This window comes from Streptomyces sp. NPDC058326, from assembly GCF_042879855.1.
Lineage (GTDB): Bacteria > Actinomycetota > Actinomycetes > Streptomycetales > Streptomycetaceae > Streptomyces.
In genome coordinates, this window is the sequence record NZ_JBHVZO010000025.1 from 1 (window position 1) to 22,464 (window position 22,464).

The following is a 22,464-nucleotide window of genomic DNA, read 5'->3' on the forward strand; positions in this document are numbered from 1 at the left end:
GCCCCCGCTGCGCCACGGGCCCGCCGAAGGGCCCCGCAGCACGAGTGCTGCGGGCCCCTTCGGCCGCCGGTGACGTCTGCGGACGCAGACGGCTCAGGCGTCGGTGTCCCGGCGCAGACGCGGCTTCAAGTCCTTGAAGCGCGCCAGCAGACCGTTGACGAAGGTCGGGGACTCGTCCGTGGAGAACTCCTTGGCGAGCTGCACCGCCTCGTCGATCGCGACCGCGTCGGGCGTCCCGTCCTCCCAGATCAGCTCGTACGCGCCGAGGCGCACGATGTTCCGGTCGGCGACGGGCATCCGGTCGAGGTCCCAGTCCACCGCGTAGGTCGCGATGAGCTCGTCGATCCGCGCCACGTGGGCCGCGTACCCCTCGACCAGCTGCATGGTGAAGTCGTTCACCGGCGGCTGGCGGTCGTCCGACCGCGCGTGCCGGACCTGGTCGGCGAGGACCTCCTGGACGGAGGCACCACGCTGGTCGGCCTCGAAGAGGATCTGGAAGGCGCGCTTGCGGGCCTTGCTCCGAGCGGCCACGGTTAGTCGTTCACCCGGCCGAGGTAGTCGCTGGTGCGCGTGTCGACCTTGACCTTCTCACCGGTGGTGATGAAGAGCGGGACCTGGATCTCGTGGCCGGTCTCCAGCTTGGCGGGCTTGGTGCCGCCGGTGGAGCGGTCGCCCTGGACGCCCGGGTCGGTGTGCTCGATCGTCAGCACGACGGCGGCGGGGAGCTCGACGTAGAGCACCGAGCCCTCGTGCTGGGCGACGGAGGCGGTGAAGCCCTCGATCAGGAAGTTGGCGGCGTCGCCGACGGCCTTGCGCTCGACCATCAGCTGGTCGTAGGTCTCCATGTCCATGAAGACGAAGTAGTCGCCGTCCATGTAGGAGAACTGCATGTCGCGGCGGTCGATGGTGGCCGTCTCGACCTTCACGCCGGCGTTGAAGGTCTTGTCGACGACCTTGCCGGACAGCACGTTCTTGAGCTTGGTGCGCACGAAGGCCGGGCCCTTGCCGGGCTTGACGTGCTGGAACTCGACGACGGACCAGAGCTGGCCGCCTTCGAGCTTGAGCACCATGCCGTTCTTGAGGTCGTTCGTGGAAGCCACGGTTGCGGAATCTCCTGGACTGACGTGGGACCGGGGAGGCGTACGCGCCCTACAGCGCGAGCAGCTCCTTGGTCGTGATGGTGAGTAGCTCGGGTCCGCCGTCCGCCTCCTGGCGTACGACGAGCGTGTCATCGATCCGGACTCCGCCCCGGCCCGGGAGGTGGACCCCCGGTTCGACGGTGACCGGCACACAAGCGTCCAGTTTACCCATGGCCGAGGGTGAGAGCTGCGGGTCCTCGTCGATTTCGAGCCCGACCCCGTGCCCGGTGAGGGGTACGGCGGTCTCCGCGTGCCCCGCCGCGTCCAGGATCTGGCGGGCCGCCCGGTCCACGTCCCGGTACTCGGCGCCGGGTACGAGGGACTCCCGTCCGGCCCGCTGAGCGGCGAAGACGAGCTCGTACAGCTCGATCTGCCAGTCGGCGGGGGTCGTGCCGATGACGAAGGTCCGGCCGATCTCGCACCGGTAGCCGCGGTAGTCGGCGCCGAGACAGACGGAGAGGAAATCACCCTCCTCGACCCGGCGGTCGGTGGGCCGGTGCCCGCGCCGCCCGGAGTGCGGGCCGGTCGCCACCGTGGTGGGGAAGGCGGCCCCGTCGGCCCCGTGGTCGACGAGCCGCCGCTCCAGCTCCAGGGCGAGATGACGCTCGGTCCGCCCCACCAGGATCGACTCCAGGAGCTCCCCGAGCGCCTGGTCGGCGATCTCGGCGGCGATCCGCAGGCAGGCGATCTCGTCCTCGTCCTTGACGATCCTGAGCTGTTCGACGGCGCAGGCGAGATCGGTCAGGCGGAGTCCGGGCACGACGGAGCCCATGGCCCGGTGCCGGGCCACGGTCAGGTCGTGTTCCTCGACGGCGAGGGCGTCGGCGCCCGCCCGGCGGGCCAGGTCGACAGCGGCGACGGCCGGATCACCGCCGCCGACGGGCTGGACCTGCCGGCGGAGCAGTTCGTCGAGCCGTCCGTCGGCCGGATCGGCGCCGGGAGCGACGGGGCAGAGCAGGACGTCCGCGTCCGGCTCCGGTCCGACGAGGAGGACGGCGCCCGGGGGCGAACCGCCGGCGAGATAGCGGACGTTGGCGGGGCGGGAGACCAGGGCCGCCGGGCTGCCCGCGGCGGCGCACCGGTCGCGCAGCCGTACACGGCGGTCCGCATACACCTCTGACATGCTCCGAGCGTACGAGGAGCACGCCGAAGCGGCCTGTTCAGGACGGCCGTCCGGGAGGTCCGGACGGGGTCACCAGGTGGGCGGGCTGGCTATCGCGCGGGCCAGGACGTCGTCGAGGACCCGGGCGGTGGTCTCGACGTCGTACGTGGAGTTGTCGATGATCGGCAGACCCGAGCCGTACCAGCCGGCCATCCGGCCGTGGATGGCGGCGACCTCCTCGTCCGAGAGGCGCCGGTTGCCGCTGCGCTCGGCGTTGCGCTCCAGGACGATCTCCAGACCGGGCAGGAGCACCACGGGCAGCAGGCCGGGGCCGACATGGCGCTTCCACCCGCCGAGGCCGACCACGGGCCGGTCGGGGAAGACCGCGTCGTCGACGATGCAGGAGATGCCGTTGGCGAGGAAGTTGCGCGCGGCGAAGCCACAGGTACGGCGGGCGAGCCGGTACTGGGCCTCCGAGTGCTCGTTCCACCCGGACTGCGGGTCGGCGAAACCGGAGCAGACCCACTCGCGCACGTCGTCGAGGCTGATGTGCGCGGTGGGCACGCGACGGCGCTGCGCCCAGTGCCGGGCCACGGTCGTCTTGCCGGCGCCCGCGGGGCCGATGAGCAGCACGGCGAGGGTCGCCGTGCCCGTACCGGCGCCGTGCTCCACGGAGGCCGCGAGCGGGGCGCACACGGGCGGCAGCGGCACATGCCCGGTGGGATCCGCGCGGTGGGGACCTCCAGCGGGGTACTGCGAAGCGCCGGAGTGCGGCGGTACGGCTCCGGGGGCGCCCCAGCCGGGCGCTCCCGGCTGCGCGGGGGGCGCGGAGGGCGGTGACGGGGCCGGGTGCGGAGGCCTGGGGGCCCCGGCCCGCACGGCCGGGTGCACACCGAGCCGGGGCCCGGCCGGCGGTCCCTGAGGGGGAGAGCCCGGCGGAGGCGGCGGCAGGGGCGGGCGTGCGCCGCCGACACCGCCTTCGGCGCGGGAGGCGGCGGGGGGCCGGCCAGGACTGGGCATCTGTCCGGGGCCGGCAGCCGGGCCGGGACCGGGAAGCAGGCCGGAGCCGGGAACCTGGCCAGGGCCGGAAGCCGGGCCGAGACCGGCAGCATGGCCTGAGCCAGCAGCCTGGCCAGGGCCGAGACCGGAAGCATGGCCTGAGCCGGGGACGTGGCCGACGCCAGGGCCCTGACCGGGGCCGGTCAGCGGGCCCGGGCCGGGGCCCTGAGTGAGGTCAGGGCCGGGCCGGCCGGGGACAGGGGCCTGGCCCTGGACAGGGCCCTCGCCCGGCGCCTGGCCCGATCGCTCGGGCGGTGGCAGCGGACCCCCCACTGCGTGCTGCATCCGGTGCCACTCCGTCTCGTACGCCTGATGTATGCGGTGACGCCGGAACGTTACCGTCCCCGGCCCCCACAGGGGGAACGGCCGGGGACGTCTCCTGGTGCCCTGTCAGTCGTTCAGTTCCTCGGCGAGCGCCCGGAGCGCCAGCCGGTAGGAGCCGATCCCGAACCCGGCGACCGTCCCGGTCGCCACCGCCGCGACGACCGAGGTGTGCCGGAACTCCTCCCGGGCGTACGGGTTCGAGATGTGGACCTCGATCAGCGGGGCGGTCCGCTGAGCGGCCGCGTCCCGCATCCCGTACGAGTAGTGCGTGAACGCCCCGGGGTTGATGACCACCGGCGTCGAGGCGTCCGCCGCCTCGTGGAGCCAGCGGATCATCTCGCCCTCGTCGTTCGTCTCCCGCACCTCGACGTCGAAGCCGAGCTCCGCGCCGAGGGCCTTGCACGACTCGACGAGCCCCTTGTAGGAGGTCGCGCCGTAGATGTCGGGCTCGCGGGAGCCGAGCCGGCCCAGGTTGGGGCCGTTGAGCACCAGAACCGGACGCGGTTCGCTCACGCCGACACCTCGCCGTAGGCCGCGATCAGGACCGCCGGGTCGGGGCCCTCCAGGACGGTCGGCTTGCCGATCCCGTCGAGGACGATGAAGCGCAGCAGGTCACCGCGGGACTTCTTGTCGACCCGCATGGTCTCCAGGAGCTTGGGCCACTGGTCGCCGCGGTAGGTGAGCGGAAGACCGACGGACTCCAGGATCGCGCGGTGCCGGTCGGCGGTGGCGTCGTCGAGGCGCCCCGCGAGCCGGCCGAGCTCCGCGGCGAAGACCATGCCGACGGAGACGGCGGCGCCGTGGCGCCACTTGTACCGCTCGTTCTTCTCGATGGCGTGGGCGAGGGTGTGGCCGTAGTTGAGGATCTCGCGGCGGCCGGACTCCTTGAGGTCGCCGGAGACGACCTCCGCCTTCACCTTGATGGAGCGGACGAGCAGTTCGGCGGTGTGGGGACCGGCCGGGGTACGGGCGGCCTCCGGGTCCTCCTCGATGAGGTCGAGGATCACCGGGTCGACGATGAAGCCGGCCTTGATGATCTCCGCGAGACCGCTGACGTAGTCGTGCACCGGCAGCGAGTCGAGCGCCGCCAGGTCGCAGAGGACCCCGGCGGGCGGGTGGAAGGCGCCGACGAGGTTCTTGCCCTCGGCGGTGTTGATGCCCGTCTTGCCGCCGACGGCGGCGTCGACCATGGCGAGCACGGTGGTCGGTACGGCGATCCAGCGCACGCCCCGCAGCCAGGTGGCGGCCACGAAGCCGGCCAGGTCGGTGGTGGCGCCGCCGCCGACGCCCACGATCACGTCGCTGCGGGTGAAGCCGGTCTGGCCGAGCGCCTTCCAGCAGTAGGCGGCGACCTCGACGGTCTTGGCCTCTTCGGCGTTCGGCACCTGGATGGCGACCGCCTCGTAGCCCTGCTCGGCGAGGTCGGCGCGGAGCGCCTCGCCCGTGTCGGCGAGCGCCTCCGGGTGGATCACGGCGACCCGCGTGGCCTGGGTGCCGATCAGGGCCGGGAGCTCACCGAGCAGCTGCCGGCCGACCAGCACCTCGTACGGATCCGTGCCCGCGCTGCCCGCGACCTGGATACGGGTGACTTCCTGGTCCGTCGTCATGCGTCCTTCTTCAGATCCAGTGCCGCGAGGACCGCGTCCGCGACCTCTTCGGGGGTGCGGTCGTCGGTGGTGACGACGGCCCGCGCGACTTCGGTGTACAGATGGCGGCGTGCCTCCATCAGCTCGCGCCACTGGCGGCGCGGGTTGACGGCGAGCAGCGGCCGGGCGGTGTTGAGGCCGACGCGCCGGACCGCCTCGTCGACGTCCATCGAGAGGTACGCGACGGGCCGGCCGGCGAGCAGGGCGCGGGTTCCGGCGTCGAGGACGGCGCCGCCGCCGAGAGCGAGGACGCCCTCGTGCTCGGCGACGGCCGTGGCGACGGCGGCCCGTTCCAGGGCGCGGAAGTGGTCCTCGCCGTCCTCGACGAAGATGTCGGAGATCTCGCGTCCCTCGGCGGCGACGATGTCGGCGTCGGTGTCCCGGTAGGGCGCGCCGAGCCGTTCGGCAAGGAGCGCGCCCACCGTGGACTTGCCGGAGCCCATCGGCCCGACGAGGACGACCAGGGGACCGACGTTCACCGGATGGTCAGGTTGTCGAGGTACGACCGCACGTTGCGGCGGGTCTCGGGCACGCTGTCGCCGCCGAACTTCTCGACCACGGCGTCCGCGAGGACCAGGGCCACCATGGCCTCGGCGACGATGCCGGCGGCGGGAACGGCACACACGTCGGAGCGCTGGTGGTGGGCCTGGGTGGCCTCGCCGGTGACGACGTCGACGGTGGCGAGGGCGCGCGGGACGGTCGCGATGGGCTTCATCGCGGCGCGGACGCGCAGCAGCTCACCGGTGGTCAGTCCGCCCTCGGTGCCGCCGGAGCGGCCGGAGGTGCGCCTGAGGCCCTCGTCGGTCTTCACGATCTCGTCGTGGGCCTGGGAGCCGGGCACGCGGGCGAGGTCGAAGCCGTCGCCGACCTCGACGCCCTTGATGGCCTGGATGCCCATGAGCGCGGCGGCGAGCCGGGCGTCGAGGCGCCGGTCCCAGTGGACGTGCGAGCCGAGGCCGACGGGCACGCCGTACGCGAGGACCTCGACGACGCCGCCGAGGGTGTCACCGTCCTTGTGGGCCTGGTCGATCTCGGCGACCATCGCCTTCGACGCGTCGGCGTCGAGGCAGCGGACCGGGTCGGCGTCGAGCTTCTCGACGTCGGCGGGGGTCGGGTAGACGCCGTACGGCGCCTTGGCGGCGGCCAGCTCGACGACGTGCGAGACGATCTCGATGCCCGCGGCCTCCTTGAGGAAGGAGCGGGCGACGGCGCCGAGGGCGACCCGGGCCGCGGTCTCCCGGGCGCTGGCGCGCTCCAGGATCGGCCGGGCCTCGTCGAAGCCGTACTTCTGCATACCGGCGAGGTCGGCGTGACCGGGCCGGGGCCGGGTCAGGGGCGCGTTGCGGCCCGTCTCCTTGAGCTCCGAGGGGTCGACCGGGTCGGCCGACATGACCTTCTCCCACTTCGGCCACTCGGTGTTGCCGACCATGACGGCGATCGGGGAGCCGAGGGAGAGTCCGTGGCGGACGCCGCCGAGGAAGGTGATCTCGTCCTGCTCGAACTTCATGCGGGCGCCGCGCCCATAGCCGAGACGCCGCCGCGCGAGGTGGTCCGCCACCAGCTCAGTGGTGACCGGGACGCCGGCGGGAAGACCCTCCAGTGTCGCGACCAGCGCGGGTCCGTGGGATTCCCCAGCGGTCAGCCAACGCAACCTGCTCAACGATGCTCCTCATGCTCGCGCCTGGCACTGCGACGGCGCGACCGGGTGCGCGGCCCTGGCCCGCCACCCCCGATCCTCCCACGTCCGGGGCGCTCACTCGGCCGCCGGTCCAGCTATCGGACGCGCGTCCCGTTCTCCTGGACGGTCTCGTCGTCGTCCGGGGCGGTCTCATCGACCTCCTGGGCGGTCCCCTCGCCCTCCGGGACGGCGGACGAGCGGTTCCGCAGCCAGGAGAGGAAGCCGTACGCCACGGTCAGGCCGAAGAGGGCGAGCACCGTGTAGCGCGCCCACGCGGGCAGGCTGCTGAAGAACCCCACCCAGAGAAAGCGCACCACGTCGACGCCCGCGTCCCACTTCGACGCCAGCTCTGTCTCCCCGCCCATGTCCCTCGCCCCCGTGTTCACCCTGCTCCCGTGCCGGTCCCTCGGGCACGGTTCCGATCTATCGGGCGGCCAGCGCCCGTTCCCCGGCCGCCCGCATCGCCGCCAGCGGCGCCCTCGGGACGCCTGTCATCTGTTCGACCTGGAGGACGGCCTGGTGGACGAGGAGGTCGAGGCCGCCGACCACCTTGCCGCCCCCGTCGGACCAGGCCGCGGCCAGCGCCGTCGGCCAGGGGTCGTACAGGACGTCGAAGAGCGTGCCGACGGCGTCGGGTACAGCGCTCGCCAATGCGTTGGTGGTGCCGGCCGGGGTGGTCGCGATGACCAGCGGGGACGCGAAGGCCTCCACCGCGTCGTCCCAGTCGGCGGTACGGACGTCCACGCCGAGCCGCTCGCCCCAGCCGCGCATCTCCTCGGCGCGCGCCTCGCTCCGTACGTACGCGGTGACGGGCCCCGCGCAGATCCGGGCGAGCGCGGCGAGCGCGGAGGAGGCGGTGGCGCCGGCGCCGAGGATCGCCGCCGACTCGACCTTCTCCACACCCCGCTCCCGCAGGGCGGCGATCATCCCGGGGATGTCGGTGTTGTCGCCGACCCGCCGCCCGTCCTCACGGAGGACGACGGTGTTGACGGCCTCCACGGAGGCGGCCGTGTCGCTGATCTCGTCGAGCAGCGGGATGATCGCCCGCTTGAGCGGCATGGTCAGCGAGAGACCGGCCCAGGTCCCGTCGAGCTCGGCCACGAAGCCGGGCAGCGCCGCCTCGTCGACCTCGAAGCGGTCGTAGGACCACCCGTCGAGGCCGAGCTCCGCGTATGCGGCCCGGTGCAGGATCGGGGAGAGCGAGTGGGCGATGGGCGAACCGAGGACGGCCGCACGGTGCTGCCTGCTCACTGGCCTTGCTCCCGTTCCTTCTCGTACTCCGCGACGTTCTGGTTGTGTTCCTTGAGGGACACGGAGAAGACGGTCTTGTTCTCGTTGATCGACACGAAGTAGTACCACGGGCCGTCGGCCGGGCTCATCGCCGAGTTCAGCGCCTCGATGCCGGGGTTGCTGATCGGACCGGGAACAAGGCCCTTCACGTCGTACGCGTACGTGTTGTACGGGTCCTTGATCTTGCGCATCTCCTCGACCGAGCCGACGTCGAGGGTGCTCGTGCCCCTGAGGTAGTTCACCGTCGAGTCGAACTCCAGGCGACCCACGGTCTCCACGTTGTTCGGCTTGAGCCGGTTGTAGACCACGCGCGCGACCTTGTCGAAGTCGTGCTTGTACTTGCCTTCGACCTGCACCAGACTCGCGACGGTCAGCAGCTCCCAGGGTGAGCTCAGACCCACACCCTTCGCCTTCCCCTCCAGGTCCAGCTTCGCGTACTCCTGGTTCGCGCGGGACACCATCTTGCGGAGCGCGTCCTCGGGCTTGCTGTTCTTGGCGACGGGGTAGCTCGCCGGGAAGAGGAATCCTTCCAGCGGATCCTTGACGTTGCCGTGGTTCTTGGCCCAGTCGGGCAGCCCGAGGGAGTCCGCCTTCGCCTGCGCGATGTCCTTGGTGGTGCCCGCCTTGAGGTCGAGGCGCTTGTCGAGCTGGTCGTACACCCAGGCGTTCCGCTTGCCCTCGGGGATGACGAGGTTGGCCTGGCTCACCGGGTTGAGCATGAGGGAGACCGCGCTCTCGGCCGACATCTCCTTCTTCAGCGTGTAGACGCCGGCCTGGATCGAGAGACCCTTCGGGTTCTGCCCCTGCGCCGAGACGAAGGCGTCGACGCTCTTGACGACACCCGCCTTCTTCAGGATGTTGCCGATCTCGTAGCCGCCCGCGTCCTTCGGGATCTCGACCTGGACCTCACCGCTGCCGGTGCCCGCGAAGTCCTCGGCCGCGCCGAACTGGCCCTGCCAGAACTGGTAGCCGAAGTAGCCGACGCCGCCGACACCGCCCGCCAGGACGAGCGCGACGACCAGGCAGGCCACACCGTTCTTGCCTTTGCGTTTCTTCGCCTTGTTGCGGCGTTCGCGGTCGTCACCGCGCGAGCCGCGGCCGGCGGCCGGCTCGTCGTCGTACTCGTCGTCCCGGTCGTCCTCGCCGGTGAAGAAGGGGTGCTTCTCCTCCTCGGGCTCCGGGCGTGTCTCTTCCTCCGGCGCCCAGTCGATCACCGGCTCCGGCGGGTTCTGCCGGTGGCCGGGAGGCTGGGGCGGGGGGTACGCCTCGGGAGTGCCGTAGAGGTCGGGGTTCTGGCCGCCGTACGGATCGCCGGGGGGCGTGCCGTAGGCCATCGCCGCCTGGCCGGTCTCCCAGCTGCCGTCGTACTGCTGTCCGAGGTTCCCGGGCGTGTCGTAACCGTCGTAACCGCCCGGGTACCCCGTCCCGTACTGCTGCTGCTCGTACGCCTGCTGGTACTGCTGCTGAGGCTGGGGCGCCTGCTGCTGGTACTGCGGGTCGACGTACCCCTGCTGCTGAGGCTGCTCGTACTGCTGCGCGTGCTGCTGCTGGTACGGGTCACCCTCGTACCCCTGGACGCCCTGACCGTACGGGTCCTGGTAGCCCTGGCCGTCCTGCCCGTACTGGCTCGCCTGCTGCGGGTGCGGGTACTGCTGCTGGCCCTCCCACCCCTGGTCCCCGTAGAGCGGGTCCCCGGGGTGCCACGGTTCGGAGCCGGGGCTCCGGCCATACTCAGTCATCGATCCCCAAAACAGCCGCGAGGCTTCCGGACGATCCGCCTCTACGTAGTGCGGCAGCTGTTCGAACACCGCCGCATCGCGCGGAACGTTACCGTATCGCGATCAGATGACCACTTCGACGCCCTCACCGGGCGGATTACCTGATACCCGTTCGGACTCAAGAGCGTTCTGCAGGATGATCACAGCGGCGGCCTGATCGATGACGGACCGCCCCTTCTTCGATTTCACTCCCGAGGCCCGCAGGCCCTGCGTGGCCGTCACGGTCGTCATGCGCTCGTCGACCAGGCGGACGGGCACGGGAGCGATTCCGCGCGCCAACTCCCCGGCGAAGGCGCGGACCTTGGTCGCGGCCGGGCCCTCCCGCCCGCTGAGCGAGCGGGGCAGGCCCACGACGACCTCGATCGGCTCGTACTCCTCGACGATCTGGCGAAGCCGCCGGTGGGCGGCCCGGACGTCACGTCCCGGCACGGTCTCCACCGGCGTGGCGAGGACCCCGTCGGGGTCGCACGAGGCGACCCCGATCCGGGCGTCCCCGACGTCCACCGCGAGACGGCGGCCGCGGCGCATCGTCACGCCGTCTCCGTCACGAGGCGCTCGACGGCGGCGATGGCCTCACCGATGGCCTCCGGGTTCTGACCGCCGCCCTGGGCGACGTCCGGCTTGCCGCCGCCACCGCCACCGAGGGTCTTGGCGGCGGCGCGGACCAGCTCGCCGGCCTTGAGACCGCGCTCGCGGGCGGCCTCGTTGGTGGCGATGACCGTCAGCGGCTTGCCGTTGGCCGTGGTGAACAGGGCGACGACGGCCGGGCGGCCGCCCGAGATGCGGGCCCGCACGTCGAGGACCAGCCTGCGCAGGTCGTCGGCGCCGGTACCGTCCGGGACCTGGCCGGTGACGACGGCGACACCGCGGATGTCCTGGGCGGAGTCGACGAGACCGGCGGCGGCCTGGAGGACCTTCTCCGCGCGGAACTTCTCGATCTCCTTCTCGGCGTCCTTCAGCTTGCCGAGCATGGCGGAGATCTTCTCCGGCAGCTCCTCGGGGCGGCCCTTGACCAGCTCCTGGAGCTGGGCGACGACCGTGTGCTCCCTGGCGAGGAAGTTGTACGCGTCGACGCCGACGAGGGCCTCGATACGGCGCACGCCGGAGCCGATGGAGGACTCACCGAGCAGCTTCACCAGGCCCAGCTGGGCGGTGTTGTGGACGTGCGTACCGCCGCACAGCTCCTTGGAGAAGTCGCCGATGGTGACGACGCGCACCTTCTCGCCGTACTTCTCGCCGAACTCGGCGATGGCGCCCTGGCGCTTGGCCTCGTCGATCGGCATGACCTCAGCGTGGACCTCCAGCTCGCGCGAGAGGACCTCGTTGATCTTCTGCTCGACGTCGGTGAGGACGGCGCCGGGGACGGCGTTCGGCGAACCGAAGTCGAAGCGGAAGCGGCCGGGCTGGTTCTCGGAACCGGCCTGGGCGGCCGTCGGGCCGAGGGCGTCGCGCAGCGCCTGGTGGGTGAGGTGGGTGGCCGAGTGGGCGCGGGCGATGGCCCGGCGGCGGCGCACGTCGATGGCGGCGTAGGCGGTGGCGCCCACGGTCACCTCGCCGACCTGCACGGAGCCCTTGTGGACGGAGACGCCGGGGACCGGCTGCTGGACGTCACGGATCTCGATGACGGCGCCGCTGTGCAGCTTGATCCGGCCCTGGTCGGCGATCTGGCCGCCGCCCTCGGCGTAGAAGGGGGTGCGGTCGAGGACGACCTCGACCTCGTCGCCCTCGGAGGCGGCCGGCGAGGGGACACCGTTGACGAGGAGACCGACGACCGTGGTCTCGCCCTCGGTGTTGGTGTAGCCGGTGAACTCGGTGGCGCCGTTGCCGTCGGCGATCTCCCGGTACGCCGTCATGTCGGCGTGGCCGGTCTTCTTGGCCTTGGCGTCGGCCTTGGCGCGCTCCCGCTGCTCCTTCATCAGACGGCGGAAGCCGTCCTCGTCCACGGAGAGGCCCTGCTCGGAGGCCATCTCCAGGGTGAGGTCGATCGGGAAGCCCCAGGTGTCGTGGAGCAGGAACGCCTTGTCGCCGGAGAGGACCGTGCCGCCGGCGGCCTTGGTCTCGGTGACGGCGGTGTCGAGGATGTTGGTGCCGCCCTTGAGGGCCTTGAGGAAGGCGGCCTCTTCGGCGAGGGCGACGGTCTCGATGCGCTTGCGGTCGGTGACGAGCTCCGGGTACTGCTCGCCCATCGTGTCGATCACGGTGTCCACGAGCTCCTGGACGACCGGACCGGTGGCGCCGAGCAGACGCATGTTGCGGACGGCGCGGCGCATGATGCGGCGCAGGACGTAGCCACGGCCCTCGTTGCCGGGGGTGACGCCGTCGCCGATGAGCATCACGGAGGTCCGCATGTGGTCGGCGACCACGCGGAGCGAGACGTCGCTCTCGTGGGACGTGCCGTAGTCGACGCCGGTGAGCTCGGTGGCCTTGTCGATGACGACCTTGAGGGTGTCCGTCTCGTACATGTTCTGGACGCCCTGGAGGATCATCGCCAGGCGCTCAAGACCGAGGCCCGTGTCGATGTTCTTCGACGGCAGCTCGCCGAGGATCGGGAAGTCCTCCTTGTCGGAGCCCTCACCGCGCTCGTACTGCATGAAGACCAGGTTCCAGATCTCCACGTACCGCTCGTCGTTGACGGCCGGGCCGCCCTCGACGCCGAAGTCGGGGCCCCGGTCGTAGTTGATCTCGGAGCACGGGCCGCAGGGGCCGGGGACGCCCATCGACCAGTAATTGTCCTTCTTGCCGAGGCGCTGGATGCGCTCGGCGGGGACACCGACGACATCGCGCCAGATCTGCTCGGCCTCGTCGTCCTCCTGGTAGACGGTGATCCAGAGCTTCTCCGGGTCGAGCCCGTAGCCGCCGTGCGCCACCGATGTGGTCAGCAGCTCCCAGGCGAGCTTGATGGCGCCTTCCTTGAAGTAGTCGCCGAAGGAGAAGTTGCCGCACATCTGGAAGAACGTGCCGTGGCGGGTCGTCTTGCCGACCTCTTCGATGTCCGGCGTACGCACGCACTTCTGCACGCTGGAGGCGCGTGAGAAGGGCGGCTTGACCTCGCCCAGGAAGTAGGGCTTGAAGGGCACCATGCCGGCGGGGACGAGCAGCAGAGTCGGGTCGTCCGCGATGAGCGACGCCGAAGGGACGACGGTGTGCCCGCGCTCCTCGAAGAAGCTCAGCCAGCGGCGGCGGATTTCAGCCGACTCCATCAGTGGTCCTCATTCCGGTTGTACGAGATCGTGGGGATTGAATACGTCGTGGTCGGGCGCGCGGAGGGATCGAGCGCGGCCCTGCGGCGGGGCGGCGGAAGCTCACGGTCCTGGCCGTCGGCGGCGTCCAGGCCGAGCGCCTCGCCCAGTTCGGCCTCCCGCTGGACCATGCCCGCCCTCACGTCGAGGGCGAAGTCCTTGAGGCGGTGGCCGGCCTCGATCGCCTTGTCCGCCGCCTGGGCCGCGAGGCTCTCGGGGGTCAGCTGCTTGAGCTTCCGGTTGACCTTGGTGGTGGCCCACACGCCGGCGGCTGCGCCGGCCGTGAACCAGAACGTGCGGCGGAACATCGCGGCTCAGCCCTTCTGCTTCCGGCGTCGCGAGGACGGCAGGGTACGGCCGACGATCACAGTACGGCGCGAGGAGGCCCGCGGCGCGTCCTCCCCGTCCCCGCCCCGGCCGAGCGCCTTGCGCACGCCGTAGCCGAAGGCGGCGACCTTGACGAGGGGGCCGCCGAAGGCGGTGGCGACGGTGGAGGAGAGCGCGGAGGCGTTGGAGGTGACCTCCTGGACGTCCGAGGCGATCGCGTCGACCCGGTCGAGCTGGGTCTTCGCCGAGCGCACGGTCGCGGAGGCGTCGGCGAGCAGGGGAACGGCCTGCTCGGTCACGTCCGCCACCAGCTGGGTGGTCGCCCTGAGCGTCTGCGCCAGCCTCACCAGCACCACGGCGAGGAAGGAGACCAGGATCGCCCAGAAGACGGCCACCAGGATCCCGGCAACCTCTCCACCGGTCACGCTGCACCGCTCTCTGCTCGTTGGGCCCTTGCGAAAAGTCGTTCCCCGACCCTATCGCGCCCGGGCTGTCCTGCCGTACCGCATTACCGCCCGTACCACGGGGGTCACGAGAACTGATTGTACGGAGAGCGCGTGGGTGAGTACGCTCCGTGTCCCATGCGACGCAGCAATCTCCCGGCGGAGCTGAACGGGTTCGTCGGCCGGGCCGCCGAGCAGGCCGCACTGACGGCGCTCCTCGAAGAATCACGCCTGGTCACGGTGGTGGGCGTGGGCGGGGTCGGCAAGACCCGGCTCGCGCTGCGGGCTGCCACGCGAGCGCAGAAACGCTACGGCGACGGGGTCCGGCTCGCCGAGCTCGCGCCGCTGCGCGACCCGGGCCTCATCGAGTACGCCCTGGCCGAGGCGCTCGGCCTGACCGACCACACCCACAGGGACCCGCGCGAGGTGCTCCTCGACCACCTCGCGGAGCGGCGGCTGCTGCTCGTCGTGGACGGATTCGAGCACCTCGTGGAGCACTGCGCGCCCCTGGTGAGGGAGGTCCTCGCGTACGCTCCCGGGCTCACCGTCCTCGCGGTCGGCCGCCGGCCGCTGCGAGTGGCGGGCGAGACCGTGTTCCCCCTGGCGCCGCTCGGCGAGGCGGACGCGGTGACGCTCCTCGCGGGGCGGGCCGCGGAGGCGGGCGCGCCCGCTCTCCCGGCCGGTGAGGACGCCACACGCGAGCTGTGCCGACGGCTCGACGGGATTCCGCTCGCCCTGGAACTGGCGGCCGGACGGCTCCCGCTCCTCTCCGTCGAGCAGATGCTGTGCCGCCTCGACGACCGCTTCCGGCTGCTCACGGACGGCGCGCGCGGGGCACTCCCCCGCCATCAGACCCTGCGCACGGCCATCGGCTGGAGCCACGAGCTGTGCACCCCGGAGGAGCGGCTGCTCTGGGCGCGGCTCTCGGTGTTCCCCGGCCCCTTCGACCTGGACGCGGTGGAGTACGTGTGCGGGGGCCGGGAGCTGTCGCCGGAGCGGATCCTGGAGCTGCTCGGCGGGCTGCTCGCGCAGTCGCTGCTCACCAGGGAGGACTCCCCCGCGGGTCCCGCGTACCGGATGCTCGACACGGTCGCCGCCTACGGGGCGGAGTGGCTGGCGGCGCTCGGCGACACGGAGCGGATGCGGCGGCGGCACCGCGACTGGTACATGGGTCTTGCCACCTGGTGCGAGCTGGAGTGGTTCAGCCCGCGCCAGCCGGAGGTGGCGGCCCTCACGGAAGCGGCGCTGCCCCATCTGCGAGCCGCCCTCGACCTCTGTCTCGAACGACCGGAGGACGCCCATCTCGCCCAGCACCTGGCGGGCACCCTCTGGTTCGCGTGGGTGGGCTGCGGGCGTCTCGCGGAGGGACGGCACTGGCTGGACCGGGCGCTCGCGCTCGAGTCCGGGCACGAGGAGGCGCGGCTGAAGGCGCTGTGGGTGCTCGGTTATGTGGCGGTGCTCCAGGGGGACGGTACGGCCGCGGTGGCCGCGCTCCACGAGTGCGGGGAGCGGGCCAGGTCCTCGGGGAACGCCCTGGCGGAGGCGTACGCGACGCACCGGATGGGCTGTCTCGCGCTGCTCACCGACGACATGGCGCGGGCCGAGGAGCTGATCGGGCGGGCGCTCGACGCGTACCGGGAGCTCGGCGAGCTGAACAGCAACGTGCTGATGGGGCAGGTCGAGGTGGCGATGGCCCGGGCCTTCAGGGGCGACCTGGAGGGGGCGGTCGTCCTGTGCCGGGAGGTCCGGGAGATCTGCGAGGAGCGGGGCGAGCTCTGGACCCGGGCGTACGCCCTCTATGTGCTGGCGTACTCGGCGTGGACCCGGGGCGCGTACGGGGAGGCGCGGGAGCTGCTCACCGAGTGCGTCCTGATCAACCACACGTTCCGTGACCTGGTCGGGCTCGTGCTGGCCATCGAGGTGCTCGCCCTGGTGACGGTGAGCGAGGGCGACCCGGTGGAGGCGGCGGTGCTCCAGGGGGCGACGGTGCCGGTGTGGGACACGGTGGGCGTCCGGCTCTTCGGCTCGGAGGCCTTCGACGGGCCCAGGTCGCTCTGCGCGCGGCAGGCGGAGGAGGCGCTGGGGGCGGAGGCGTACGGCGCCGCTTTCCTGGAGGGGCAGGGGCTCTCGGCGGCGGAGGCCGTGGAGCGCGCGCTCGCGGCCGGCCGGAGTCCGGCCGTCGGCGGCCGGGCGGAGCCGTCCACCCCGCGCCCCTTCCGTACGGCCGGGTCGTCGGCGGTCCCGGGAACGCGGAAGCCCGCCGGCTCCCCCACCGGAAAGGGCGGGGAAGCGGCGGGCCGTGAACCGCGGTAGTACGCCTGGATCAGCGGGCGTAGTACTCGACGACCAGCTGCTCGTCGCAGATGACCGGGATTTCCTTGCGGTTCGGGTCGCGGTCGAGGCGGAAGGCCAGGGCCTTCAGGTTGACCTGCAGGTAGCGCGGGGTCTCGCCGTCGGCGGCGAAGCCACCCTCGCGGGCCATCTCGAACAGCGGCTTGGTGCGGCTGCGCTCGCGGACCATCACGACGTCGTCGGGACGGACGCGGAACGACGGCTTGTCGACCTTGCCACCGTTGACCTGGATGTGGCCGTGGACGACCATCTGACGGGCCTGGTAGATGGTGCGGGCGATGCCCGAACGCAGGACCAGGGCGTCGAGGCGACGCTCGAGCTCGACGACCAGCGCCTCGCCCGTCTTGCCCTCGGCCTTCTTGGCGCGGTCGTAGGCGCGCGCCATCTGGCGCTCGCTGATGTCGTACTGCGCGCGCAGACGCTGCTTCTCGAGCAGACGGACCTTGTAGTCCGAGTTCTGCTTGCGGCCACGACCGTGCTCGCCCGGCGGGTAGGGGCGGGCCTCGAAGTACTTGACAGCCTTCGGGGTCAGCGCGATGCCGAGGGCACGCGACTTCTTGACCTTGGGACGGGACTGGTTCGGCATGAACCAACCTCTCTACTGGTACGAAACGGCTTCACCAGGGTTAGGGGAGGTCGCATCCGCAGCCGGGAAACCCGCCGGGTCCGTACGGGACGGACCTGTCGGGCAGCCGCTCCCAGGTCTGGGCACATACGTGCAGCACGCGAACGGCCCACCGCCGGTCCCGGGATTCCGGGTGGTGGTGGGTTGCCCGCGACACCTTCGAAGGTGCGCGACGCTCCTGGAGACCTGACCCGAGGGTCGGGTCTCCGGCTGACTGTCCCGTTCTGGTGGTGCCGGCCGGAGCCGGGCACGGGACGCAGCGATCCCGACCAGTGTACCGGCTCCGCGGTGCGCTCACGCACGCGGTCCGACGGCCCGGCCAGTCCGGCGGGCGCCGTCCTACTCGGCGCCCTTCAGTCTCGCCCTCACCCGGTCCACCACGTCCGCGTAGCGGGCTTCCGCGCCGTAGCGGGTCGGCTCGTAGTACTGCCTGCCGTGGATGGTGTCCGGCGCGTACTGCTGGGCCGCGATGCCGCCCGGGACGTCGTGCGGATAGACATAGCCCTGGGCGTGGCCGAGCTTGGCCGCGCCCTTGTAGTGGCCGTCGCGCAGATGCGGCGGTACCGATCCGGCGAGGCCGTTCCGCACGTCCGCGAGGGCGGCGCCGATCGCGGTCGTCGCCGCGTTCGACTTCGGGGCCAGGGCCAGGGCGATGGTGGCGTGGCTGAGGGTGAGGGCCGCCTCGGGGAAGCCGATCATGGCGACGGCCTGCGCCGCCGCGACGGCGATCGGCAGCGCGTTCGGATCGGCGAGCCCGATGTCCTCACTCGCCGAGATCATCAGCCGGCGGGCGATGAACCGCGGGTCCTCCCCCGCCTCGATCATCCGCGCCAGGTAGTGCAGGGCGGCGTCCACGTCCGAGCCGCGGATCGACTTGATGAGCGCGCTCGCCACGTCGTAGTGCTGGTCGCCGTCCCGGTCGTACTTCACGGCCGCACGGTCCACGGTCTCCTCGACCGTCTGCAGGGTGATCTCCGGCTCGCCCTTGGCGATGGCGGCTCCGGCCGCCGCCTCCAGGGCGGTCAGGGCGCGCCGGGCGTCACCGCCGGCGACGCGGAGGAGGTGGGCCTCGGCGTCCTCCGGGAGGGTCACCGCGCCGCCGAGCCCGCGCTCGCCGGTGAGGGCCCGCGCCATCAGACCGCGCAGGTCGTCGTCGGTGAGCGGCTCCAGGGTGAGGAGCAGGGAGCGGGAGAGGAGCGGGGAGATGATGGAGAAGTACGGGTTCTCCGTGGTGGCGGCGATCAGCGTCACCCAGCGGTTCTCGACGGCGGGCAGGAGCGAGTCCTGCTGTGCCTTGGAGAAGCGGTGGATCTCGTCGAGGAAGAGGACGGTCTCCTTGCCGTAGCCCCCGACCGCGCGGCGGGCGCCGTCGATGACGGCCCGGACCTCCTTGACGCCCGCGGTGATCGCCGACAGCTCCACGAACCGCTTGTTGGTCGCCTTCGAGACCACGTACGCGAGGGTGGTCTTGCCGATGCCCGGCGGGCCCCAGAGGATCACCGAGGATGCCCCCGCGGGGCCGCCGTCCCCGTCCCCCACCAGTCGGCGCAGCGGCGATCCGGGCTTGAGCAGGTGCTGCTGGCCCACCACCTCGTCGAGGGTGCGCGGGCGCATCCGGACGGCCAGCGGGCTGCTGGACGGGTCCTTCTCCTGGCGGTCTTCGGCTGCTGCGGTAAAGAGGTCGGGCTCCACAGTCATGAAGCCTAGGTCACCGCACTGACAGTGCGGTCGCCGTCAGGAGGTCCAGAAGTCCCACCAGCGGGTCAGGATCAGCATGCCGATGATCCCGATGTGCAGGACGGGCAGGACCCAGGTGAACTCGTCGAAGAAGGTCCTGAGGCCGCGGGGGGCGGGGATGACGCCGTGGCGGACGTTGTGCGAGGTCACGTACCAGAACATGACGATGGTCGCGACCCAGGCCAGGCAGCACCACAGGCAGAGCGAGTTGATCTCGTACAGCGACTGGTACATCAGCCAGGTGCAGAAGCCGACGCCGAAGAGCGTCCCGGCGTTGAGGCCCAGCCAGTACCAGCGGCGGTAGCGGGCCCCGGCGAGCAGGGCCAGACCGATCGCGACCACCATCGCGTACGTGACGAGGCCGAGCATCGGGTTGGGGAAGCCGAAGACCGAGGCCTGGTCGCTCTTCATGATGTTGCCGCAGGAGACGATCGGGTTGAGGCTGCACCCCGGCGTGAAGTTCGGGTCCTCGAGAAGCTTGAACTTGTCGATCGTGATGACCCAGGCGGCGAGCACGCCGGCCGCTCCGGTGATCACGAGCAGCCAGGCGAAAGCCCTGCTCGCGCCGATCGTGCCGGCGCCGCCCGGGCCGGACGCGGTCTCTTCCACCGCTGCCTTCGTCATGTCGCCTTGTCCCTCGATCGTCCGCCTGTCGGGCACCGTCATTCTGCCGCACCGCCCCCCGCGTCCGCCGTTCGCACGGGATAAGGAGGACACGCGGAAGGGGCCCGGACCACGCGCGCGCGTGGTCCGGGCCCCTCGGCGTTCCTACGGCCCTCAGGCCAGCTTGGCCCGCACCGCGTCCAGGAGACCGTCGACGGGGACCGCCTGCTGCTCGCCGGACTCCATGTCCTTGAGCTGGACGACGCCCTCGGCGAGATCGCGCTCACCGGCGACCACGGCGAGGCGGGCGCCCGAGCGGTTCGCGTCCTTCATGGCGCCCTTGAGGCCCTTGCCGCCGAAGGAGAAGTCCGCGGCGATGCCCTCCCTGCGCAGCTCGGTGACCTTGCCGAAGAGGACGCGGCGCGCCTCCTCGCCGATGGCGACCGCGAAGACGCTGGTGGCGGCGGGGATGTCGAGCTCGACGCCCTCCGCCTCCAGGGCGAGGACCGTGCGGTCGACGCCGAGCGCCCAGCCCACGGACGGCAGCGCGGGGCCGCCGATCATCTCGGAGAGGCCGTCGTAACGGCCGCCGCCGCCGACCGCCGACTGCGAGCCGAGACCGCCGTGGACGAACTCGAAGGTGGTGCGGGTGTAGTAGTCGAGGCCTCGCACCAGCTTGTCGTCGTCCTCGAAGGCGACGCCCGCCGCGGTGATCAGGGCGCGCACCTCCTCGTGGTACGCCTTGCACGCGTCGCACAGGTAGTCGCGCAGGAGCGGTGCGCCGACCAGCTGCTTCTGCACGGCCTCGCGCTTGTCGTCGAGGACGCGCAGCGGGTTGATCTCGGCGCGGCGGCGGGTGTCCTCGTCGAGGTCGAGGCCGCGCAGGAAGCCCTGGAGCGCCTCGCGGTAGACGGGACGGCACTCCTTGTCGCCCAGCGAGTTCAGCAGGATGCGGAAGTTCCGCAGGCCGAGCGAGCGGTACGCCTGGTCGGCGAGGATGATCAGTTCCGCGTCGAGCGCGGGATCCTCGGCGCCGATGGCCTCGGCGCCGACCTGGGAGAAGTGGCGGTAGCGGCCCGCCTGGGCACGCTCGTAGCGGTAGTACGAGCCGGAGTACCAGAGCTTGACCGGCAGGTTGCCGAGCTTGTGCAGGTTGCCCTGGAGTGCCGCGCGCAGGACGGACGCGGTGCCCTCCGGGCGCAGGCCCAGCTCCTCGCCGCCCTTGGTGGTGAGGGTGTACATCTCCTTGCTGACGATGTCGGTGGACTCGCCGACACCGCGGGAGAACAGCTTCACGTCCTCGAAACCGGGGGTCTCGACGTAGCCGTAGCCGGAGTTCTGCAGCGGTGTGGAGATCGCCTCGCGCACCGCGAGGAACGTCGCGGAGCGGGGCGGCAGCAGGTCGTACGTGCCCTTGGGGGCCTTGAAGGTGCTCACGTGGGTCGTCACATTCCTCGTCGGGGAGCCTTCGCGCTCCCGAGGCCGGCGGCCACGTCCCGCAGATAGGGGTTCGTGGCGCGCTCCTGGCCGATGGTCGTCTGGGGACCGTGTCCCGACAGCACCACGGTCGAGTTGTCGAGCGGCAGGCACACACGGGCCAGCGAAGCGAGCATCTCGTCCATGTCACCGCCGGGAAGGTCGGTGCGTCCGATGGAGCCGGCGAACAGCAGGTCCCCGGAGAAGAACACGGAGGGGATCTCCGTGGTCTCCGGCATCCTGAAGGTCACCGACCCCTTGGTATGACCGGGCGCGTGGGCGACGGAGAACTCCATACCGGCGAGCTTCAGCTCGGCGCCGTCGGTGAGTTCCCGCACGTCGTCGGGCTCCCCGACGGTCAGCTCGCCCATGAGGGGCATCCCGATGGAGCGGCCGAGGGCCTTCTCCGGGTCGCTCATCATGTAGCGGTCGGACGGGTGGATCCACGCGGGGACGTCATGGGCGCCGCACACCGGGACGACGGAGGCGACGTGGTCGATGTGTCCATGGGTGAGGACGACGGCGACGGGCTTGAGCCGATGCTTCTTCAGCGTCTCCTCGACACCCTGGGCGGCCTGGTGGCCGGGGTCGATGATCACGCACTCCTCGCCTGCGGCGGGGGCGACCAGATAGCAGTTGGTCCCCCAGGCCCCGGCGGGGAACCCGGCAATCAGCACGTTTCGTCCTTGGATGTCGTCCGGCACAGGGCGCGGAAATCACGGGAATCACGAGATTCGGCAGATCAGAGCCTACCGGCGGTGCCGGTTCCACAGCCAACCCGTATACCGTACGGGCACATCCGGCCAGAACAGGAACAGACGAGCGACAAGGAGCGGACCCGGTGGTCACCAGCGATCAGCGGCGGCGGCAGCTTGCCAGGGAGAAGTACGCGCGGCAGCAGCAGCGGCGGGAGGAGAACCGGCGCAAGGCGAAGCGCCGCAACACCGTCGTCGCCGCGGCCCTCGCGGTGGTGCTCGCGGCGGGCGGCGCCGTGTACGCGTCCGTGGCGCTGACGGACGGCTCCGGCAAGGGCTCCGACAACGCGGCCGGCGACACGCCGAGCAGCTCCGCGCCCACGCCCTCGGAGAGCGAACAGGCAAGCCCGGAGCCGAAGCTGTCCGTGGACCCGAAGGCCACGTACACCATGGCGCTGAAGACCAACGAGGGCGACATCACGATCACCATGGACGCGGCCAAGACCCCGCGCACGGTGAACTCCTTCAAGCACCTCGCCGACAAGAAGTACTTCGACGGGACCAAGTGCCACCGGCTCACCACCGACGGCATCTTCGTGCTCCAGTGCGGTGACCCCAAGGGCGACGGCACCGGCGGCCCCGGCTACAACATCCCGGACGAGAACCTGGACGCCCTCGGCAAGGCCGGCGCGGACGGCAAGGTGACCTTCCCGGCCGGCACCGTGGCCATGGCCAACACCGGGCAGCCGGGGACGGGCGGTTCGCAGTACTTCCTCGTGTACAAGGACACCAAGCTGCCGCCGACCTACACCCCGTTCGGGAAGATCGACGCGGCCGGCCTGAAGGTGGTCCAGGACGTGGCCGAGGCAGGTGTCGAGGGCGGCGCCACGGACGGCGCCCCGAAGAAGGCCGTCACCATCGAGAAGGCGACCGTCGCGAAGAAGTGAGCCG

Annotated in this window: 22 protein-coding genes; 2 read left to right on the forward strand and 20 right to left on the reverse strand. The window is 71.5% G+C overall.

What is annotated here, in order from left to right:
• Positions 1-93: 93 nt before the first annotated feature.
• The 15 genes from nusB to ACFVYX_RS32385 form a co-directional block, all read right to left on the reverse strand.
• On the reverse strand, positions 94-531 hold the full coding sequence (gene nusB / locus ACFVYX_RS32315; RefSeq protein WP_030204495.1) for a transcription antitermination factor NusB: 438 nt from the start codon (positions 529-531) through the stop codon (positions 94-96).
• Positions 532-533: 2 nt separating this feature from the next.
• Complete coding sequence (efp, locus tag ACFVYX_RS32320) at positions 534-1,100, reverse strand: elongation factor P (RefSeq protein ID WP_073818654.1); 567 nt, start codon at positions 1,098-1,100, stop codon at positions 534-536.
• A 49-nt stretch (positions 1,101-1,149) separates the two neighbouring features.
• Entirely contained in the window at positions 1,150-2,262 is a 1,113-nt protein-coding gene (locus ACFVYX_RS32325; RefSeq protein WP_389685043.1) for an aminopeptidase P family protein, read from the reverse strand.
• 69 nt (positions 2,263-2,331) lie between these two features.
• A complete protein-coding gene (locus ACFVYX_RS32330; RefSeq protein ID WP_389685044.1) occupies positions 2,332-3,261 on the reverse strand; it encodes an AAA family ATPase in 930 nt (309 codons plus the stop codon).
• A gap of 429 nt (positions 3,262-3,690) precedes the next feature.
• Positions 3,691-4,137, reverse strand: coding sequence for a type II 3-dehydroquinate dehydratase (aroQ, locus tag ACFVYX_RS32335; protein WP_389685045.1), 447 nt, complete (start codon positions 4,135-4,137; stop codon positions 3,691-3,693).
• Positions 4,134-5,231 carry a 3-dehydroquinate synthase gene (gene aroB / locus ACFVYX_RS32340; RefSeq protein WP_389685046.1) on the reverse strand — a complete coding sequence of 366 codons (1,098 nt, stop codon included), beginning with the start codon at positions 5,229-5,231 and terminating at the stop codon, positions 4,134-4,136. The genes aroQ and aroB overlap by 4 nt, the downstream gene beginning before the upstream one ends.
• Positions 5,228-5,749: a shikimate kinase gene (locus ACFVYX_RS32345; protein ID WP_389685047.1), complete on the reverse strand. Its 522-nt coding sequence runs from the start codon at positions 5,747-5,749 to the stop codon at positions 5,228-5,230. Before ACFVYX_RS32345 ends, aroB begins: the two co-directional genes overlap by 4 nt.
• Positions 5,746-6,930, reverse strand: coding sequence for a chorismate synthase (gene aroC, locus ACFVYX_RS32350; RefSeq protein ID WP_389685048.1), 1,185 nt, complete (start codon positions 6,928-6,930; stop codon positions 5,746-5,748). The genes ACFVYX_RS32345 and aroC overlap by 4 nt, the downstream gene beginning before the upstream one ends.
• 113 nt (positions 6,931-7,043) lie before the next feature.
• Positions 7,044-7,313 carry a hypothetical protein gene (locus tag ACFVYX_RS32355; RefSeq protein WP_389685049.1) on the reverse strand — a complete coding sequence of 90 codons (270 nt, stop codon included), beginning with the start codon at positions 7,311-7,313 and terminating at the stop codon, positions 7,044-7,046.
• Positions 7,314-7,371: 58 nt separating this feature from the next.
• The gene (locus tag ACFVYX_RS32360; RefSeq protein ID WP_389685050.1) at positions 7,372-8,199 is read right to left on the reverse strand and encodes a shikimate dehydrogenase; all 828 of its coding nucleotides are present in this window, start codon (positions 8,197-8,199) and stop codon (positions 7,372-7,374) included.
• Complete coding sequence (gene mltG / locus ACFVYX_RS32365) at positions 8,196-9,977, reverse strand: endolytic transglycosylase MltG (protein WP_389685051.1); 1,782 nt, start codon at positions 9,975-9,977, stop codon at positions 8,196-8,198. Before mltG ends, ACFVYX_RS32360 begins: the two co-directional genes overlap by 4 nt.
• A 102-nt stretch (positions 9,978-10,079) precedes the next feature.
• Complete coding sequence (ruvX, locus tag ACFVYX_RS32370) at positions 10,080-10,544, reverse strand: Holliday junction resolvase RuvX (protein ID WP_389685122.1); 465 nt, start codon at positions 10,542-10,544, stop codon at positions 10,080-10,082.
• A 2-nt stretch (positions 10,545-10,546) separates the two neighbouring features.
• Positions 10,547-13,216 carry an alanine--tRNA ligase gene (gene alaS / locus ACFVYX_RS32375; RefSeq protein ID WP_389685052.1) on the reverse strand — a complete coding sequence of 890 codons (2,670 nt, stop codon included), beginning with the start codon at positions 13,214-13,216 and terminating at the stop codon, positions 10,547-10,549.
• The gene (locus ACFVYX_RS32380; RefSeq protein WP_389685053.1) at positions 13,216-13,563 is read right to left on the reverse strand and encodes a DUF6167 family protein; all 348 of its coding nucleotides are present in this window, start codon (positions 13,561-13,563) and stop codon (positions 13,216-13,218) included. The genes alaS and ACFVYX_RS32380 overlap by 1 nt, the downstream gene beginning before the upstream one ends.
• A gap of 6 nt (positions 13,564-13,569) precedes the next feature.
• A complete protein-coding gene (locus ACFVYX_RS32385; protein WP_389685054.1) occupies positions 13,570-14,007 on the reverse strand; it encodes a DUF948 domain-containing protein in 438 nt (145 codons plus the stop codon).
• A gap of 156 nt (positions 14,008-14,163) precedes the next feature.
• Between ACFVYX_RS32385 and ACFVYX_RS32390 the strand changes: the two genes are divergently transcribed.
• A complete protein-coding gene (locus ACFVYX_RS32390; RefSeq protein WP_389685055.1) occupies positions 14,164-16,338 on the forward strand; it encodes an ATP-binding protein in 2,175 nt (724 codons plus the stop codon).
• 10 nt (positions 16,339-16,348) lie between these two features.
• Here ACFVYX_RS32390 and rpsD read toward each other — a convergent pair whose 3' ends face one another.
• From rpsD to ACFVYX_RS32415, 5 genes are all read right to left on the reverse strand, one after another.
• Entirely contained in the window at positions 16,349-16,963 is a 615-nt protein-coding gene (gene rpsD, locus ACFVYX_RS32395) for a 30S ribosomal protein S4 (protein WP_015032311.1), read from the reverse strand.
• A gap of 378 nt (positions 16,964-17,341) precedes the next feature.
• Positions 17,342-18,694: a replication-associated recombination protein A gene (locus ACFVYX_RS32400; protein ID WP_389685123.1), complete on the reverse strand. Its 1,353-nt coding sequence runs from the start codon at positions 18,692-18,694 to the stop codon at positions 17,342-17,344.
• Between the two features lie 42 nt (positions 18,695-18,736).
• Positions 18,737-19,363, reverse strand: coding sequence for a vitamin K epoxide reductase family protein (locus ACFVYX_RS32405; protein WP_389685056.1), 627 nt, complete (start codon positions 19,361-19,363; stop codon positions 18,737-18,739).
• Positions 19,364-19,516: 153 nt separating this feature from the next.
• Positions 19,517-20,779 carry a histidine--tRNA ligase gene (gene hisS / locus ACFVYX_RS32410; protein WP_389685057.1) on the reverse strand — a complete coding sequence of 421 codons (1,263 nt, stop codon included), beginning with the start codon at positions 20,777-20,779 and terminating at the stop codon, positions 19,517-19,519.
• An 8-nt stretch (positions 20,780-20,787) separates the two neighbouring features.
• The gene (locus ACFVYX_RS32415; RefSeq protein ID WP_389685058.1) at positions 20,788-21,495 is read right to left on the reverse strand and encodes an MBL fold metallo-hydrolase; all 708 of its coding nucleotides are present in this window, start codon (positions 21,493-21,495) and stop codon (positions 20,788-20,790) included.
• Between the two features lie 164 nt (positions 21,496-21,659).
• On the opposite strand from ACFVYX_RS32415, the gene ACFVYX_RS32420 reads away from it, so the two are divergent.
• Positions 21,660-22,460 (forward strand): peptidylprolyl isomerase, encoded by an 801-nt coding sequence (locus ACFVYX_RS32420; RefSeq protein WP_389685059.1) that lies wholly within the window; start codon positions 21,660-21,662, stop codon positions 22,458-22,460.
• Positions 22,461-22,464 lie beyond the last annotated feature (4 nt).